The following is a 16,495-nucleotide window of genomic DNA, read 5'->3' on the forward strand; positions in this document are numbered from 1 at the left end:
CTACACCTCGTCCGCGCGGTGGGCCTGCCACACCCGCGAGCCCACCGCGCGGGCCAGTTCCTCCAGCGTCATCTCCACCCGCCGGCCGTCCTCGCCGTGCTGGCGCACCACCGCGTCGTCCTCCCACTCCAGCCACGGCTCGGGGCGGGTGGGCACCGCCCACTGCCCCTCGGCGATCATCGTGATGTCGCCCACCGTCCACGGCCTGCCCGCCGAGCGAATCTTGCGCTCCAGGCCCGCACCGTCCCAGTGCCGCACACCTCTGCCCATCCCGGCATCCCCCTTCGCTCGCCCGCGGCCGTTCGCCGCAGGGCAGGTACGACAACCCGGTGCGCTGATCCATTCCCGCCCGGCCTGCCCGATCGCAGTTCGCCCACGGCAGACGGCACCTCGCGGGAAAGGACTACGACCTGCTCCGACACCCATGCCAACGTACGGGTACCGGAAAAACCGCAGGTCAACGAAGGGACCGTGCACCGTGACCACCTCCTCCGCCCTCCTCCCCGCCACCGTCCGCCCCACTGCCACCGCCGTCGAGTGGCCCGTCGGCAACGGCACCGCCGCACCCGTGCTCGACCTCCTGACCGCCCTGGGGTGGGCCGTCGTCGCCACCCCGCTGGGCGACGCCCACGCCACCAGCCCCGACGGCCGCGCCTACCTCGCCTTCCTCCCCGAGGACCCCGCCGCCTGGGCACGCGGCACCCTGTGGACGCTCCAGGTCACCCCCGCCCACGGCCAGCCCTGGACCCAGGAGTTCGGCCACCAGGTCCCCGCCGAACTGGTCGCTGCCTTCATCGCCGCGCTCTACGGCCCCACCGGCAACTGACCCGCCCTCGCCCCGCCCCACCTCATCTTCAACGACAAGGACGCACCACGTGCTCAGAGCCCTCGCCCACCCGACCCTCGCGTTCGCCGTCCGCATGACCACCATCGCAGCGATCATCCTCTGCTACACCACCCGGTACGCCATCCCCTTAGCCGAGGCTGCCTTCCTCCTCGACACCCTCGCCAGCGAGGCCCGCGAGCGCACCGTGGTCCGCGCTATCGCCGACCTCGCCGCCCACCCCGGCACCACCGCCGCCCAGATCGCCGAGCGCCTCGGTGGTGGCACCCGCGCCATCCGCCTGTTCCTCGCCGAACTCAACCGCTCCCGCATCGCCACCCAGAGCGGCGACAACTACTCCCTGACCTGACCGCGCCCGTGGCCCGGCCCCGCGCCAGGCCACCCCATCCCCGCTCCCGCGAAGAATCGGAGACCACCTTGCCGCTCGCCCCGATGCTCGGCCGACTGCGCCCCGGCCACGGCCGCCGCTGCACCCACCGCCACGCCCACCGCCAGTGCGACCAGCACTTCGCCTGGCGCGACCGCACCCCCGACACCCCCACCGCCAAGGCCAAGCGACACCGCGCCGCCCGCGCCGCCGACAACCGCAGCCTGCGCTGCCAGACCAAGTACCAGCGGTAGAAGGGCCGTTCCCCATGACCCGCCGCCCCACCCCGAGGAGAACCGTGCCGCACATGACCGTCGGCCAACTCGCCGAAGCCATCCAGGGCCTCCTGCACCACGCAGCCCTCGACCCCGACACCCCCGTACGCGTCGCCATCAACCCCGACTTCCCGTTCGCCCACCACCTCGCCACTGGACTCCGGGTGGACGACGGCGTCGTCTACCTCGTCGAGGACGGCCAGCACGACTACCTCCCCGCGCCCGTCACCGCCGCCCTCGACTGGGGTCGCCCCCAGCACCCCTGACCCTGGAGGCCGCCATCACCGCTACCGTGCTCACCGGTACCGAGCCGTTCCCCCTCTCCTCCATCGCCACCGCCCGAATCCCCTCCGGCTACCAGGGCGTCCTGGTCCACCGCGTTCCCCACGACCTCACACGGCCGGTCACCGCCACCTGGCTCCCCGAGAACGTCCCTCTGCGCTTCGGGCAGATCCGCCTACGCTGGGACGCCACCGCTGCGTCCGGCCGCCACGTCACCGCCCACCTCGGCCTGCACAGCACCGAGGTCCACCTCGCCACCTGGACCAGCGCCGACGAGCACTGGCCCGCGCTGATCCGCCCCACCCTCCACGAGGTCAGCGGCCTGTGCGCGGCCCTACGGCTGGCCACCACCGCCCTCGCCCACCACTGACCCTCACCACGAAGAGCCGCCACACCCACGGTGTGGCGGCTCTCTCGCGCCTCCAGCTGCTGGCTCTGTTCACGAGAACTGGGTTTTCGACGGGATCGACGACGTGGACGTCGAGGCGGTGACCGCATTGTTCGGTACGGTCGAGGTGGTAGCGCGGGGACCGAAGGAGGTGGCGTCGCGCTCGCCCGCCCAGTGCTCGGCGGGTTCTGGCTTGGCGAAGCGGCGGACGCCGAAGGGGGCTGCCGCGTACGACACCCCGGGAAAGCGGTTGATACCGCGTGTGACCAGTCCGTCGAAGCAGGTCGTGCCCGATTTTTTAGCACGGCGACCCGAACTGGGGAAGGGATTCCCCGGTCACAGGCTGAAACCGGCGAAGGTGCCGTCGAAGCCGAGGGCTGTAAGGGCTGCCTGGACGCTGGGGTATTGGGCGAGGGTGGGGATCAGGACGAGGGCGTCGAAGTCGGCGCGGGCGAGTTCGGGCTCGTGCCACTGGTGGCCGCAGCGGCAGATGATCCAGACGTTGTTGTGCTGGTTGATCAGGAGCCAGTCCTGTCTGGCGCGGTCGGCGGGGCAGATGACGGGTATGCCGCGCAGGTCCATGGCATAGGGGTATGTCAGGCAGCGGACCGCGTCGGGGCCGGCCGGAGGCTCAGCCTCGTAGCGCACCTGGAGGTCCAGGTCGCTGCCGGTGTCCGGCTGGATGCTGGTGGACTGAGTGGTGTCGATAGCTCTGCTCATAGCGATTCCCCGTTCGTAGTCGTTCAGGTCCTGCCGTATCAGCAGGTCGGGCGCGGTGTCCAGGGTTTTCCGGGTGGGGGCGGGCGGGACTGGCCGCCCCCCACCCGGTTACCTCCGGGGGCCGCGGCGAGACGGATCGGCCGGTGACGGGCGGCTGGCGGGCAGTTGGGTCGGACGCTGCGCCTGCCTACCGGGTGCCGGCGTCCGAGTGGTGGTCGGCCGTGCTGCGGGTCCAGGGTGAGCGGGGAGGTGGGCGATGCGGCGGATGCGCCAGACCAGGACGTCGTCGATGTCGACGGCGGTGTCGAGTTCGCGCTGGTCGATGGCTTGCTGGAGCAGGGTGTCCGGGTCGTGGCCTGCTTGTTCGGCCTGGGCGAGGGTGGCGGCCAGGGCGTCGAAGCGGGCGGCGGTCGTGGTGGGGAGGTTGTTGCCGGTCAGGGCGGTGCGGATGGCGGTGTCGTAGAAAGTGCGGCGGCCTTCGGGCAGCGCGCGGCCGTGGTGGCGCAGGGCCTGCATGGGGGTGGCGGCGGCCTGCTGGTAGGCGGTGCGCAGGTGCTGGGCGCTCTGGCGGGCGGCGGCGGCTTGCTGGGCGTGGCCGCGGGCGGCGTGCCAGCGGGCGGCGGCCAGGGCCGCTAGGACGAGGGTGGACAGAATCATGGCGGTGGCACCCCCGTCCTCGCCTCGGCCCAGGGCGCTGCCAGCTTGGACGATGGCGCGGGCGGCGCCGCGTACGGCGCGCATGTCGGCCTGTTCGGCGCGGGTGTGGCTGCGGGTGGCGCGTTCGAAGGTGCGGGCGGCGGCGGCGAGTTCCTTGCGGGTGAGGGAGGGTGAGGTTTGGGCGAGGGCGTCGAGGACTTCGCCGACGGCGGGCAGGTGGGCGGCGGCCTCGTCGGCGCCTTCGTCCAGCAGTGCCAGGGCGTCCTCGACGGCGGCGGTGGCGCTGCGCCGGCTGCGCGCGGGAGGTGACCAGAGGCGCTGGTCGTCCTGGCGGTTCTCGTCGGTGTGCTGCCGGTCGGGGGTGGCGGCGGCGAGGCGCTGGCGGATCTTGGGCAGGGAGAGGTCGGGGGCGAGGGTGGAGCCGGAGTAGTAGATGGGCTGGCCGACGGCGTTGCGGTCGTCGGGCAGGGCGACCTTGTAGCCGCGCAGGTCGCCGGAGGGGAAGCGGGGTGTCTGCAGGAGCAGGCCGGCTTCGTGGACGCGGGTGAGGAATTCGGCTTCGGTGGCGGCTCCGGCCAGGGCTTGGCGGACGGCGTCGCGCAGGGTTTCGCGGGCGGTGTCGGTGCGGCCGGTGCGTTCGGCTTTGAAGCGTTCGGCGCTGGTGGGGTTCTTCGCGGCGGTGCCGTCGCCGGCGTTGAGGCGGCGGAAGCCGAACTCCTTCTCCAGGCGGCGGCATTCGGCCTGGGCCTTGGTGAAGTCGTTGTTCATGCGGGGGCGGCGCAGGTCGCCTCGCACGGTGGTGGCCAGGATGTGGATGTGGTCCTCGGCGTGGCGTACGGCCACCCAGCGGCCGCCGTCCGGGTCGTTGTCCGGGGCGAGGTTGACGGCGTGCAGGATGCGGCGGGCGACGGTGTCCCATTCGGCGTCGCTCAGGGTGCGGTCGCCGGGGGCGGTGCGCACCGAGCAGTGCCAGACGTGGCGGGCGGGGGCGGCGGTGCCGGCCTGCTTGACGCGCAGGTCCAAGGCTGCGGCCAGACGGGACAGGGTGACGGCGGGGTCGTCGCTGGTGTCGCGGCCGGGGTCGGGGGCCATGCCGTCCCAGCTGCCGACCAGGTGGGCGTCGGTGTGCTCCTCGTTCTTGCCGGGGCCGAAGAGGTAGTTCAGCAGGCCGTAGGTGCGCGAGCCGCGTCGGATCTTGGGGATCACTGCTGTTCAGACCCGCTTTCGGACCAGGGCGTCGGCGGTCTCGTCCACCTTCGCCAGGGAGCGCTTGAGCGCGGCCAGGGCGTGATCGAGTTCGCCGGGGCGGGGCTGACCGCCGGCGTTGTAGACATGGGCGATCTGGTTGATATTGGTGCCGATGCGGGCCAGGCCGGTGCGCAGCGCGGCCAGCTCGTCGATGGCGGTGTCGAGTTGGTCGTTGGTGTGCAGGGTGGTCGAGTTGCGGGCGGCGGCGAGGCCAGCGGTGGCGAGGAAGCGGGCGACGGTGACGGCGCGCTGCTGGGCGGCGGCGGTGATCTCGGCTTTCTCACTGGCGGACAGGCGGGCGGTGGTCTTGTGGGTGCGCTCGCTGGGGTTGCGGGTGCGGCGTCGGGGCTTGCGCTCGGGGAACGGCAGAGCGCTGTCGGCGGGCTGGTCGGCGGCTTCTCCCGCTTGCCGCGCCCCCTGGCGCTGCGAGTCCTGCTGGTCTCCGGGCGCCCCCGCCCGGAGACCAGCAGGACTTCCCTCGCCCCCCTGGGCGGGGGCAAGTGCGTACGTCGGGCCGTAGGACCGTCGTAGGCGATAACTTGCTCCGCCAGGTGCCGAGTTGACGTTCTCCGGCTCCGGGTGGTTGGTTGCGGCGGGGTTGCGGCCGGTCATCGGCCGGCTTCGGGGGTCTGCTGCTGGACGTCGCGCACGATGTCCTCGATGAAGTCCATGGCCAGGACGGGGTGGTGCAGGGTCCAGGGGCGGCCGTGTCGGCGGCGCTGGACGCTCCAGGTGCCGTCGGGGCCGGTTTCGGCGTGGAAGAGGTGGCCTCGTTCGAGCAGGACGCTCAGCCAGGAGTCGACTTCGGCGGCGGTTGCGGGTCGGGTGCGCATGGTGGTGGTCTCCGGCGGGTGAAGTGGGAGGGGTGGCGGGTCAGGAGCGACCTGGGGTCACTCCTGACCCGCCGGGGTCGGTCAGTTGCGGACGGGGGTGACCCGCACCCGGTGCTGCTTGCGCAGCTCACTCATCAGCTCGGTCAGGGTCGCACTGGACAGCGGGAGCTGCTGTCCCCGGATCGCCTCGGCGACAACCTTCCTGGTGAGCTTGTCCTCGGCCTGGACCGCGGCGCGGGCGATCTCCAGCAGTTCCTCGGTGTCTACCTCCGCCTGCCGGTCAGCGTTGACCTCGTCGGCGTAGTCGTGCCGGTCCTCCGCCGGGTCCGGCGCGGTCGGAGGCTCGGCATCGGGCGCAGTGTCGGCCAGGTCAGTGCTGACCTGGCCGGGAAGACCCGGCTTGTCCTGCCGACCGAAGGCGGCGGCGTTGTCCGTGGGGGCGGTGCCGCCGTAGCCGGAGTGTCCGGTCGGAGTCTCGGCCAGCGGCACCTGCTGACCGGCGGACAGTTGCTGGGAGTCGGGGTCGGCGGGGACCAGCTCGCTCGGGGCGGCGTGGCCGGTCAGCGCTGACCCTGCCTCGGGGGCGAGGTCGACGGCAGGCCAGCCGCTACCCTGGTCCGCCCGCTCCGCTCGGTCAACGTGGTGGTGGCGTCGGTCGGTACTGGCCGAGGCGGCGCGAGCGATGAGGATGTAGAGGTGGACCGCGCCGGCCAGGGCGAGCGGGGCGACCATCGACAGGATGGCGACCACCAGGTCGGTCAGCCGCAGCCCGGCCGTGGGGGCGATCTGGTCGTTCAGGCGCACCGCGTGCATCGCGTTGGCCCAGATGCTGGTGGTGGTCGCCATGCCGAACAGCGCCCACACGTACAGACGGGAGGTCAGGGGGGCGTTGCGCAGGACCAGGACGGCGCGCACGCCGTAGGCGATGAAGCCGTCGAGGACGACGGGGAACAGCCAGGACAGGTCGGGACGGATGTGGATGGCGACGGCCATCTGCCGCAGGGCATCGAAGGACAGCAGGCATCCGGCTCCGCCGAGGATGATCACCGCGATGCGGTCCCACCAGCTGATGCGGGCGGTCGTCTCGGTTGCTGCGGTTGCGCTCACGCTACTGCTCCCAGGGTGGTGAAGTGGATGTCGGCGGTGCTGCTGGCCGAGGGCGGCTGGGCCTGGAGGGTGCCGTTACGGTCGGCGCGGGCCATACGCCGCAGTTGCTTCTGCGCGTGCTCGACGCTGATCTTCAGGACGGCGGCGAGGCGTTCCTCGCCCAGGCCGTCGCGGTAGACGGCGGTGACGACCGCCTTGCGTTCGGCCTTGGTCAGGTGGATGTCTCGGCCAGCGATGGCGTCATTGACGCGCGAGTAGTCCAGGCGGTGCTGGAGGTTCTCGTGCAGGGGGGCTCGTTCCTCTTCGGTCAGGCCACCTCGGATGCCCTCGGTGTCGCGGGTCTCCAGGGCAGCGTCCAGGCAGGTGCGTTGGACCGGGCACTGGCCGCACAGCGCCTTGGCGGCGGCGATCTTGCTGGTCTCGTGGTGTTCGGGGAAGAACTGCTCGGGGTCCACGTCGTGGTGCCGGCGGGGGCGGCAGGCGGCGCGGGCCTGCCAGGCGTGGTCGCCGAGCAGGCGGTGTCGGTGGATCGTGGTGGTCATCTGGGTGGCTCCGTTCGCCCCCGTGGCGCGCGCAGGAGGCGTCGGCGGCATGGGGGTTGCGCTGGTTCGGCAGGTGCGTGGAGCGGCGCGGCCCGAAAGGTCGGGCGGCCGGAGGTGGTGAGGCCGGTGGCGCGGGTCAGGCCGCGCTGCCGGTTCTTCTCCGGTCGGCGGTCTCGAACGCGATCCGGGTGGTCATCTGCGCGAGGCGGCTGGTGACCCGGTCGCCGAGGTAGGCGCGCAGGTCGGAGATGCGCAGGTTGGAGGTGATCAGCGTCGGCAGCATGAGGTTGTAGCGGCGGTTGATCAGCCGGTAGGTGATCTCTTCGACCCACTCGCTGGACTTGGCCGCGCCCAGGTCGTCCAGGAGCAGCACCGGCACCCGGCTGTACTGGGCCAGGGTCCGCTCGCTGTCAACGCCAGGACGCGGACGCAGCTCGGCGTACAGGTCGGCGGCGGTGGTCGCACGCCAGCGCACCCCGACTCCCGCCTGCACCAGGCTCCGTACAGCACCGAACGCCTGGTGCGTCTTGCCCGCGCCGACGACACCGGCCATCAGCAGGCTGGGGCCTGCGGTGACCTGCCGCCGCGCGCCGAGGGTAGGCGCGACGGCCGCGTCGGCGACCGTCCGAACCCAGTCCACGACCTGCGGGTGGTCGGCCAGCGCGTGCTGGAAGCGTGGCGGCATCCCGGCCGACATGGCTTCCAGGGCGTCGACCCGCTCGTCCTCCTCGTCGACTGCAGCCACGGCGGAGGCTGAGATGCCCCGCTCGGCCAGGATGCGGGCCAGCCGGTCCATCGCCCCGCTGTGGCCGAGGGGCTGCGGCATGGTGGTGGCCATCAGAGCTCCTCGGCGTAGGCAGCGGCAGCGTCGACCGGGTTGGTCCACGCCTGGTGAGCAGGCACGTTAGGCCCGAATCCCGGCCGCACCAAACTGGCCAGAGTGTGGTTCATCGCGTCGTTGACCAGGCTCGGCAGGCGCGAGGGGTGCCCGCCGATCTCGGTGTAACGGCGCAGCCCCGCCCGAACGTTGTCGGCGGCGATGCCCTCATCGAGGAGCTTATTGACCACCCGGCCCAGGTGGCCGAGCAGGTCGCCCGGCGGGCGCTGGCCGCAGGCGGCCACGTACTCGCCGACCAGCTGCCGCGCGCTGGCCGGGCCGTCGGGCGCAGCGCGCCCCGTAGGAGAAGAAGATCCAGGATCCAAGATCCTAGATCCAGGCGCCGAGCCCTCGCCGAGGCTTCGGGGAGCCTTCCCCGAAGCCTCGGCGAACCCGCCCTGAGCTGCGGTTTCTCTCACCGTCGAGTCAGCGGCGGTGGGGGTGGCGGCGGGGCCGTCCTGCTGGCCGGTCGATTGCCCTGCTCCCGGGGCGGAAGGCATCGCGTCGGCCGCAGCGGGCAGATCGAAGGCTCGGGGAGCGTTCGGCGAAGCCTCGGCGAGCCCTCCGAGAAGGGTGGCCGAGGCGTCGGCGAACGCCCGGGTAGGGGTGGGCGACTCCCCGACCCGCTTGGTGCACACGCCCTTGCACGGCGCGCAGCGCTCGGCGGCGTGGTGCTCGGGGCATCCGGGCAGGCGGGACTGGCTGGGTTTGTCGATCTTCTGGTGGTCGAACCAGGTGACGACGTGCAGGTACCGGCGGCCGTCGCAGCCGGTGTAGCGGCAGAGCAGTCCGGCCTGGGCGAGCTGCTGGAGGTCGTCCTCGACGTGGACGGAGGTGTGCTCGGCGCGCAGCGGCCACAGCAGTCCGGCGATGATCGCGGCGTTGTCGCGGTGGCGGCCGTGGTCGTCGGCCTGGGTGAGCAGGCCGAAGAACGTCCGCTCGGCTTCGACGCTGACCTGCGCGAGCGACTCGGAGATGAACGCCTCCGGCTTGATGGTGCGGATCCGCGCCATGTCAGCGCCCCCTGCGGAAAGGGGTCAGCTCGGTGGCGGTGAGGGTGGCGGTGGCCAGGTCCAGGACGCGCGGCCGGTTCCAGTCCAGCTCCGGCCAGACCCGCATCATCCAGCGGGCGGCGGTGCGCGAGGCGGTGCGGTTGAGCGTGATGGTCTTCCCGGACCGGTCCGTGGCGGTGGCGTGCGGGTGCGGCCACTCGTGCTCGGGGTCGTTCAGGCAGGCGTACACCTTGGCCGCACCGGGGATCATGTCGGTGAGCTGGGCCGCGAGGCGCTGCCGACGGGCCGTGTCCGGGCAGGCCAGGGTTTCGCTCGACATGGCGAGCATGTGATACTCCGTAGTTCGTAGGAGCGCGGTGCGGCGTTCTCGTGGAAAAGGCACGCCGCCCGCGAGATGTGATTCGGTTCCCTTCGGGGCGCCGACCCGGCGTCTGGGAGTTGGTAGCTCCCGGGCGCCGGTCTCACGACCCCGGCCTCGGTCACGGTGCTCTCGTCTGCACTGCCCCTCCCCTTCTCGCTGCTGACCCGGCTTGCCGCTGGTATGGCGACCAGGACCATATGGCGATCCCTGGCGCACAGTCCAGCCTCTTTGCAGCGTCGCCCACCTGCGATTAAACACTGCAATGGATGACTCGATGGGGTCACCGTACATCGCAATTGCGGGCCGAAGTCAACCACGGTTTCACGGGGTGGGCCTCCGAGCGCGCACCAGCACCACTGGAGTGGATAGACTCGGGTCGACAACGAAGGGACGGCGATGACCGAGAAGCAGGAGCGCTCATTCGCGGAGCTGCTCGACTACCTCTTCCAGGAGGTGCACCCGCCAGATCGTGGCCCGTACACCTACCAGGAGGTCGCCCAGGGCATCCGCGACAGCTCTGACTTCAAGATCACCGCTAGCGCGATCCAGCAGTTGCGGACGGGCGTCAACAAGAACCCGAAGCTGGAGACGGTCCGCGCCCTGGCGGACTTCTTCGGCGTTCCGGCCGCCTACTTCTTCGAGGAGGAGGCAGCCGAGCGCGCGCGTGCCGAGATCGGGGTGGTCGCCGCAATGCAGGACCGCGGAGTGCGCCGAGTCGCCCTGCGGGCCGCCGGGCTCAGCACGGAGGGCCTGCAGATCCTCGGAACGGTGATCGACCAGGTGCGCAAGCTGGAGGGCATGGCAGACGCCGATCCGGACGGCGGCCTCGACCTCGACGGCTGATCAGCCTTCCCGCTCCCCGTTCCGGACAACGTGGCCCCGGGGCATCTGCATGAGCACCACCACGCGCAGGGCCCGAAAGCGCATGGGCACCATCGCCACCACGCTGACGGAGACCTCGTTCCCGCCATGAAACGGGAGCCGCAGCCGCCGCACCACCCCGTCACTGTGGTCGTGCACCTCACCGAGGGCCCACAGTTCCCGCACTTCGCGCGAACCCGCGAGGAGATCGCGCTCCAGCTCCCGCAGGCCCGCGTTCTGCGGGTGCCGGGCGCGAACGTAGCGGATCTGACCGAGGTAGGGGCGTGCCCAGTCGTTCCGCCAGTCCACGAGTTGATGGCGGGCCTCGGGCCTCAGCAGGGACCACCGCATCAGGTTGGCCCGGTGCGGTGCCCACGGGAACCAGTCGGCCAGCGGAGCGTTGGTCCCGACGATGTTCCAGGCGATATCCGAGGCATACGCCGGGTTGGGGGCCTGGCTGTCGAGGAAGTGCTGGAGTTGCTCGTCCATGACGCCCTCGGTATCCCCCTCCGGCTCCGCCGGCGGACGCCCAGCCGCCTTCAGATAGAGCACATGGCGCTCCACAGGGCTCAACTGCAGTGCTGAGGCCAGCCCGTCCAGGAAGTCAGCCGAGAAGTTCGCCGGCTTGCCCAGTTCGAGCGAGCGATACCAGCGCTCGCTGACCCCCGACAGCCGGGCGACCTCCTGCTGCGAGAGGCCCTGCGCCCGCCGCTGCTGGGCAGCCGGTACCCGTCCCCGCAGCAGAGGGCGGCGTCGCCAAGCGCGTAGCAACTCGGAGAGCGATTCCCCGGCCGAATCTTCGCCGTCCTGCTCGCGGGCGTCCATGAATCGAGATGCTAGAGGCCCCGATCGAGTGAGTTGGGTCACAACACGCACTGAATCATCGTCATACGATCATGAGGTGGTCATCCTGCGTAACTAGCCGAAACGAAATGTTCCTTCTTCAACTAACTAGGCTTACGGCCGAAATCCAGGGGGCTCGCTCGCCATGACTCGTGGCCGATCCTCCGCGTACGGCCCATGCCGCACGACTCCCTCCCCGGTAGGGCCCGCGTAAGCATCACTGCACGTAACCGGAAGTACTAGTTCCGGTTAATACTATGTCCCGCCTTTGTTTGGCAGGATCTAGCCACTGATCCAGCGACAAGCTGTACGTACCGGTTGAGGGGGAGTTGCCATGCCCTTGCCGCAGAGTGGCGAAATCACACTTCGCAGAGCCTGCGAGGAGCGAGTGGAAAGCCTCCATCTTCCACATCGCTTCACGACGCGCCAACTACGGGAGTCCATCGCTGAACTGCGGGGGAAGCCGATCGTTCTCCGGCCCCTCAGTACGCTCGGCTCGATTAAGGTCCCTTGCGGGGTAAGGCTGGAGAGCGTTGATGCTGACTTCCTCTTCTACGAGGAGGCCACCTCCGTCCACCACCAGCGGCACATCCTGACGCACGAGTTGTGCCACGTGTTCTGCGACCACCCCGGAAGCCTGGAACTCAATCCCGCAACGGCGCGCGCTCTCGGAGTCAATCCCACGCTGGCATTGCGAATGTCGGGTCGCACCCAGTATTCGACGGCGGATGAGCGCGAAGCAGAAATGATGGCCACTGTCATCCGTCAGCGTATTTACCTGGACCGCGAATCTGCTTCCCGGGAACCGAAAAAGGGTGCCGATAGCTGGGATGCCCTTTTCTCCCAACCAATCAAGCACGTCAAGATCAAGAAAGGCTGGTTTCGTTCACGATGAATGCCCTTTTCCTCGGGATGGCTTTCGTTCTCGCGGCGGCTGCCGGCTACTGGATGCTTGGCCGAGGCAAACCCCGCCCGGCCGGAACCTGGGCGATGGGAAGCCTCCTCCTCTCCTTCGGCCTGGCCTTCGCCTCCTACGCCCCGGTGGTGCAGGACGCCGTCGGGGCGACGATCCCGCACGTGGCCCGTCTGTTGAGCAATTCCTTCGCGCTGATGGCTGCGACGTCCGTGGTGGCCTTGATGATGCAGGTCAACTTGGAGCCCGACGACGCCCGCCGTCGAATCCACAGCTGCGTCGTGATTCTCGCGGCTTCGCTCATCGCGTTGACGGCGCTGTTCGCGTGGGAGCAGTTGGACCACGACTCCTCGCGGATTCACGCCCTCTACCTGCTGACCTTCGTCGGTTCGCTGACGTTCACGATCGTCGGCTTCCTCCGCCAAGCCCTACTCCAGGCGGGTACCGCCGTGCGAGGTAGCGTGACCGTGGGCTTGAGAACCGCGGCCGTCGGCTGCGTCTTCGCCTTGCTGTATGTCGCCTACAAGACCACGGTGCTGGTCTCCTTGGGCTTGGGCTACCACCTCGCGTACGAGGGTGAGCGCTGCTCGTCGCTGGTGGCCGGCTCCTGTGCCTTCAGCGTCACTGCCCCCGCGCTCGGAGTTCTGCTGATTCTCGTGGGCCTGACACTCCCTGCCGTGGTCTACCCCATCCAGCAGGCCCGGCGGCGACGCTGGGAGATGCGCTCGTTCGATCGGCTGGGTCCGCTGTGGCAGGACCTCACGGACGCCTCCCCCGAGATCATCCTGTCCGACGCCGACCTCGACCCGCGCACCGACGCCGACTTCCGCCTCCAACGGCGCGTCATCGAAATCAGCGATGGCCTGCTCACCCTGCTCCCGTACCGCTCCCTGGAGGTGCAACTCGCCGCCCAGCGCGCCGTAGCCGCATCGTCGGACAGCGGAACCTCGACTGGGTCCGCCATCACCGAGGCTGCGGTCGTCACCGCAGCGCTTGCCGCCCTCCGTGCCAACCAGCCGCAACTTGTCCCGGCACCGGCCGATACAGGCACCGGGACCCGCGCCGCCGACCTGCGGGCCGAGACCGAGTGGCTTCTGCTGGTGGCGGACGCCTACGCGCACAGCGATCTCGTCCGTGTCACCAATGGCGGACACCCCGATCCCGTTGGAGCCTGACCCCATGGAACCGACCCAGGACCCGCGCTTCCTTCAAGATCCCTATCCGACCCTCGCCCGGATGCGCTCCGCCTGCCCCGTGCAAGCGCTCGCCGACGCCAAGGGCCGCACCAGCTACCTGGTCACCGGCTACAACGAGGCTCGGCAGGCGCTGGCCGACCCCCGGTTGTCGAAGGACACCAGCGCCTTCTTCGCTGACAAGCCCAGCAACCGCCGTCTACACGCCGCGGTGTCGCAGTCGATGCTGGCCAGCGACCCTCCACAGCACACCCGCCTGCGCCAGCTGGTGACCAAGGCGTTCACGACCGGAGCCGTTGTGCGGATGCGTCCGTTCATCGCCCAGGTCACCGACACGCTGCTGGACCGCTGGCCCCGTGGCGGCCAGGTCGACTTCGTCGCCGACTTGGCCGTGCCGCTGCCCGTCATCGTGATCTGCGAGCTGCTCGGAGTGCCCGAGCACCACCGGCTCGATGTCCAGCGCTGGTCCGCAGAGCTGTTCGCAGCGGGAAAACCCGAAGTCATCGATGCCGCTTCACATGCGATGGCCGACTACATGACCAGCCTGATAGCCGCCAAGCGTCGGCACCCAGGCGACTCTCTCCTCGACCGGCTCATCGCTGCGCGAGATGGCGACGACCACCTGAGCGAGGAGGAACTGGTGTCCCTGGCGGTGCTACTACTCGTCGCGGGCCACGAGACCACCACGAACTTCCTCGGCAACGCCCTGCTGGCACTGCTCCAGAACCCCGACGAGCTGAACCGGCTGCGCCAGCGCCCGAGCGACCTCCCTACTGCCCTGGACGAGCTGCTGCGGTTCGACGCGCCCGTCAGCACGGCCACCTTCCGGTTCACCACCAAAGCCCTCACCCTCGGCGCTATCGAGATCCCGGCCGGCGTACCGGTCCTAGTCGCCCTCGGGGCAGCCAACCGGGACCCAGGGCGGTTTCCGTCGCCCGACCAGCTAGACCTCGACCGGGACACTGCCTCCCATCTCAGCTTCGGCCACGGCATTCACCGCTGCATCGGAGCGCCCCTGGCCAAGGCCGAGGCAGAGATCGCGCTGCTTGCGGTCCTGTCCCGATTCCCCGGGATCCGTCTCGCCACCCCGACCGACCAACTCGACTGGCGGCGGACTCGCCTGGTGCGTGGGCTCACTTCCCTTCCCGTCTGCCTGTGATCGGCCGACACGCCGGTCAGGGTAGGTATGCCGGCCCGCGACTCGACCGGGTGCAGTCGGACAGCCTCTTCCGACCTGCCAGCGGTTAGCAGGCATGGCTGACCGGGATTCGTAGATGTCGGCGGGCGCGGCCCGAGCTGTACCGCGTCGTGCTCAACAGCAGCGGGCTCGCCGACGCGCGGCCCTGAACACGGCGTCGGGGCCGTGAAGCATCAGCGCGTGAACGGCGCTGAGCGTCCGGGCGCCGGTCCCCGGGGGTCGCGGTTGATCCTGGTCCGGTCAGAGGTGATACGCGGTACGTTGCTGGAGGTGCTGGCGTGCCTGGTCGAGGTCGGCGGGGGTGTCGACGGCGGGGCCGCCGTCGCGGGTGCGCAGCAGCCGGACCCGGTGTCCGTGTTCGATCAGGCGCAGCATCTCTACAGATTCGGCCTGTTCGAGGGGGCCTTGGGGTAGTGCCGCGAAAGTGAGAAGGGCGCTGCCGGTCATGGCGTAGAGGCCGAGTTGCCGCAGGTAGCCGGGGTGCGATCCGCGGGCGAAGGGTATGGGGAGGCGGGAGAACATCAGGACGTTGTTCTCGCTGTCGCCGACGGCTTTGACGATGTTGGGGTCGTTGATGTCTTCAGGGTGGTCGATTGGGGTGCAGGCGTTGACGGCGTCGGCGCCCAGCGGGTCGTGGGCCAGGGCGTGGGAGACGGCGTCGATGGCGGCGGGGTCGATGAAGGGTTCGTCACCCTGGACGTTGATGTAGCCGTCGGCGGTGAGCTGTTGGGCGGCCTGGGCGACGCGGTCGGTGCCGGTGGCGCAGGGGCCGGTGAGGACGCAGGGCACGTCGTAGGTCTCGCACGCCTTGGCGATGCGCTGGTCGTCGGTGGCCACGACGGCGCCGACGATGAGCTTGGCCTGGAGGCAGCGCTGGTGGACGTGCCAGAACAGGGGGTGGCCGCCGAGGTCGGCCATGGGCTTGCCGGGGAAGCGGGTGGAGCCCCAGCGGGCGGGGATGATCGCCAGGTGGTCCGGCGCCTGGGCGGCGCTCATGCGGCGGCCGGCTGGTGGCGGGCGACCAGGGCGTTGAGCTGCTCGCGCATACCGGTCCGCAGGTCCGTCATGGGCGTCCAGGAGAGGAGTTGCTTGGCGCGGGTGCGGTCGGCGCAGGTGCTGGGGATGTCGCCGTCGCGGGTGCCCTGGGCCTGGAGGTCGATCGCCTGTCCGGTGAGCTGTTCGGCCAGGGCGATGATCTCGTGCAGGGAGGTGTTGGCGCTGCTGCCGACGTTGATGACGAGGTTGGCCTCCTCGGTGGTCGCGGCGGCGATGGTGGCGGCCACGGCGTCGGTGACGTAGGTGAAGTCACGGCGCTGGTGCCCGTCGCCGTACAGGCGCAGGGGCTGGCCGGTGGCGGCGGCGTGCAGGGCGCGGTGGATGAACATATCGGTTCGCTGGCGGGGGCCGTAGACGGTGAAGTACCGCAGGGCGACGACGGTGGTGGCGCTGCCGTGCCGGGCGGCGTGGGCCAGGCTGAGCTGTTCCTCGGCGAGTTTGGTCACCGCGTAGGGGGAGGCGGGGGCGGGGTGGTCGCTCTCGATGCTGGGCAGGCCGTCGGTGACGCCGTAGACGCTGGAGGAGGAGGCGACGACCACACGCGGCACGCGCATCGCGGTGGCGGTGTCCATCAGGCGCTGGGTGGCAAGGACGTTGGCGTCGATGTACTCGCTGAACTGCGGTCCCCAGGAGGGGCGGACGCCGGGGATGCCGGCGAGGTGGAAGACGGCGTCGGCGTCCAGGAGGAGCGGTTGCAGGGCGCAGTCGCGCAGGTCGGCGGTGACGGGGTGGTAGCCGGGGCGGCCGTGCAGGGGGGCGAGGTTGGCGGCGGCGGCCGGGTCGTTGTGGTCGCGCTTGTCGACGGCGATGACGGTGGTGCCGTTGTTCAGCAGGGCGTCGGTCAGGTGGGAGCCGATGAAGCCGGCGGCTCCGGTGACCACGACCCTGCGGGGGCTGGTGCTGCTGTTCACGTGATT

23 protein-coding genes are annotated in these 16,495 nt (G+C 70.3%); 9 read left to right on the top strand and 14 right to left on the bottom strand.

Annotated elements, in window-relative coordinates; all coding sequences use genetic code 11:
- On the bottom strand, window positions 1-270 hold the full coding sequence (locus GXW83_RS28410; RefSeq protein WP_182445900.1) for a hypothetical protein: 270 nt from the start codon (window positions 268-270) through the stop codon (window positions 1-3).
- A gap of 208 nt (window positions 271-478) precedes the next feature.
- On the opposite strand from GXW83_RS28410, the gene GXW83_RS28415 reads away from it, so the two are divergent.
- The 5 genes from GXW83_RS28415 (at window position 479) to GXW83_RS28435 (ending at window position 2,138) form a co-directional block, all read left to right on the top strand.
- Window positions 479-826, top strand: a complete 348-nt coding sequence (locus GXW83_RS28415; RefSeq protein WP_225447302.1) for a DUF317 domain-containing protein — start codon at window positions 479-481, stop codon at window positions 824-826.
- 49 nt (window positions 827-875) lie between these two features.
- Entirely contained in the window at window positions 876-1,193 is a 318-nt protein-coding gene (locus tag GXW83_RS28420) for a hypothetical protein (protein WP_182445902.1), read from the top strand.
- A gap of 68 nt (window positions 1,194-1,261) precedes the next feature.
- On the top strand, window positions 1,262-1,465 hold the full coding sequence (locus tag GXW83_RS28425) for a hypothetical protein (RefSeq protein ID WP_182445903.1): 204 nt from the start codon (window positions 1,262-1,264) through the stop codon (window positions 1,463-1,465).
- A 14-nt stretch (window positions 1,466-1,479) separates the two neighbouring features.
- Window positions 1,480-1,752, top strand: a complete 273-nt coding sequence (locus tag GXW83_RS28430) for a hypothetical protein (RefSeq protein WP_225447303.1) — start codon at window positions 1,480-1,482, stop codon at window positions 1,750-1,752.
- A 26-nt stretch (window positions 1,753-1,778) separates the two neighbouring features.
- On the top strand, window positions 1,779-2,138 hold the full coding sequence (locus GXW83_RS28435) for an esterase (RefSeq protein WP_225447304.1): 360 nt from the start codon (window positions 1,779-1,781) through the stop codon (window positions 2,136-2,138).
- 69 nt (window positions 2,139-2,207) lie between these two features.
- On the opposite strand, the gene GXW83_RS28440 is transcribed toward GXW83_RS28435, so the two are convergent.
- The 10 genes from GXW83_RS28440 to GXW83_RS28485 form a co-directional block, all read right to left on the bottom strand.
- A complete protein-coding gene (locus tag GXW83_RS28440) occupies window positions 2,208-2,426 on the bottom strand; it encodes a carboxylesterase family protein (RefSeq protein ID WP_182447616.1) in 219 nt (72 codons plus the stop codon).
- A gap of 66 nt (window positions 2,427-2,492) precedes the next feature.
- On the bottom strand, window positions 2,493-2,876 hold the full coding sequence (locus GXW83_RS28445; protein ID WP_182445904.1) for a hypothetical protein: 384 nt from the start codon (window positions 2,874-2,876) through the stop codon (window positions 2,493-2,495).
- Window positions 2,877-2,984: 108 nt separating this feature from the next.
- Complete coding sequence (locus GXW83_RS28450; protein WP_182445905.1) at window positions 2,985-4,739, bottom strand: mobilization protein; 1,755 nt, start codon at window positions 4,737-4,739, stop codon at window positions 2,985-2,987.
- A 6-nt stretch (window positions 4,740-4,745) separates the two neighbouring features.
- Window positions 4,746-5,393 carry a MobC family plasmid mobilization relaxosome protein gene (locus tag GXW83_RS28455; protein WP_182445906.1) on the bottom strand — a complete coding sequence of 216 codons (648 nt, stop codon included), beginning with the start codon at window positions 5,391-5,393 and terminating at the stop codon, window positions 4,746-4,748.
- Window positions 5,390-5,614, bottom strand: coding sequence for a hypothetical protein (locus GXW83_RS28460; protein ID WP_182445907.1), 225 nt, complete (start codon window positions 5,612-5,614; stop codon window positions 5,390-5,392). Before GXW83_RS28460 ends, GXW83_RS28455 begins: the two co-directional genes overlap by 4 nt.
- Before the next feature lie 81 nt (window positions 5,615-5,695).
- Window positions 5,696-6,721 carry a DUF2637 domain-containing protein gene (locus GXW83_RS28465; RefSeq protein ID WP_182445908.1) on the bottom strand — a complete coding sequence of 342 codons (1,026 nt, stop codon included), beginning with the start codon at window positions 6,719-6,721 and terminating at the stop codon, window positions 5,696-5,698.
- Window positions 6,718-7,263, bottom strand: a complete 546-nt coding sequence (locus tag GXW83_RS28470; RefSeq protein ID WP_182445909.1) for a WhiB family transcriptional regulator — start codon at window positions 7,261-7,263, stop codon at window positions 6,718-6,720. The genes GXW83_RS28465 and GXW83_RS28470 overlap by 4 nt, the downstream gene beginning before the upstream one ends.
- A gap of 136 nt (window positions 7,264-7,399) precedes the next feature.
- A complete protein-coding gene (locus tag GXW83_RS28475) occupies window positions 7,400-8,101 on the bottom strand; it encodes an ATP-binding protein (RefSeq protein WP_182445910.1) in 702 nt (233 codons plus the stop codon).
- Window positions 8,101-9,153: a hypothetical protein gene (locus GXW83_RS28480; RefSeq protein WP_182445911.1), complete on the bottom strand. Its 1,053-nt coding sequence runs from the start codon at window positions 9,151-9,153 to the stop codon at window positions 8,101-8,103. Before GXW83_RS28480 ends, GXW83_RS28475 begins: the two co-directional genes overlap by 1 nt.
- Before the next feature lies 1 nt (window position 9,154).
- Window positions 9,155-9,472 (bottom strand): transcriptional regulator, encoded by a 318-nt coding sequence (locus GXW83_RS28485; RefSeq protein WP_370466794.1) that lies wholly within the window; start codon window positions 9,470-9,472, stop codon window positions 9,155-9,157.
- Between the two features lie 438 nt (window positions 9,473-9,910).
- Here GXW83_RS28485 and GXW83_RS28490 point away from each other — a divergent pair, with 438 nt between their 5' ends.
- Window positions 9,911-10,357: a helix-turn-helix transcriptional regulator gene (locus tag GXW83_RS28490; RefSeq protein WP_182445913.1), complete on the top strand. Its 447-nt coding sequence runs from the start codon at window positions 9,911-9,913 to the stop codon at window positions 10,355-10,357.
- Here GXW83_RS28490 and GXW83_RS28495 read toward each other — a convergent pair whose 3' ends face one another.
- On the bottom strand, window positions 10,358-11,200 hold the full coding sequence (locus tag GXW83_RS28495; RefSeq protein WP_182445914.1) for a helix-turn-helix domain-containing protein: 843 nt from the start codon (window positions 11,198-11,200) through the stop codon (window positions 10,358-10,360). It abuts the gene before it with no gap.
- Between the two features lie 352 nt (window positions 11,201-11,552).
- Here GXW83_RS28495 and GXW83_RS28500 point away from each other — a divergent pair, with 352 nt between their 5' ends.
- The 3 genes from GXW83_RS28500 to GXW83_RS28510 are packed head-to-tail and all read left to right on the top strand — an operon-like array spanning window position 11,553 to window position 14,483.
- Window positions 11,553-12,113, top strand: a complete 561-nt coding sequence (locus tag GXW83_RS28500; RefSeq protein ID WP_182445915.1) for a regulator component — start codon at window positions 11,553-11,555, stop codon at window positions 12,111-12,113.
- Window positions 12,110-13,306: an MAB_1171c family putative transporter gene (locus GXW83_RS28505; RefSeq protein WP_182445916.1), complete on the top strand. Its 1,197-nt coding sequence runs from the start codon at window positions 12,110-12,112 to the stop codon at window positions 13,304-13,306. The genes GXW83_RS28500 and GXW83_RS28505 overlap by 4 nt, the downstream gene beginning before the upstream one ends.
- Before the next feature lie 4 nt (window positions 13,307-13,310).
- A complete protein-coding gene (locus tag GXW83_RS28510; RefSeq protein ID WP_182445917.1) occupies window positions 13,311-14,483 on the top strand; it encodes a cytochrome P450 in 1,173 nt (390 codons plus the stop codon).
- 279 nt (window positions 14,484-14,762) lie between these two features.
- Here the strand turns inward: GXW83_RS28510 and GXW83_RS28515 are convergent, their stop codons facing one another.
- Together GXW83_RS28515 and GXW83_RS28520 are read right to left on the bottom strand one after the other, a co-directional pair.
- Window positions 14,763-15,518, bottom strand: coding sequence for a 3-deoxy-manno-octulosonate cytidylyltransferase (locus GXW83_RS28515; protein ID WP_182445918.1), 756 nt, complete (start codon window positions 15,516-15,518; stop codon window positions 14,763-14,765).
- Entirely contained in the window at window positions 15,515-16,489 is a 975-nt protein-coding gene (locus GXW83_RS28520; protein WP_225447305.1) for an NAD-dependent epimerase/dehydratase family protein, read from the bottom strand. Before GXW83_RS28520 ends, GXW83_RS28515 begins: the two co-directional genes overlap by 4 nt.
- Between the last annotated feature and the right edge of the window lie 6 nt (window positions 16,490-16,495).

This window comes from Streptacidiphilus sp. PB12-B1b, from assembly GCF_014084125.1.
Taxonomy (GTDB): Bacteria; Actinomycetota; Actinomycetes; order Streptomycetales; family Streptomycetaceae; genus Streptacidiphilus.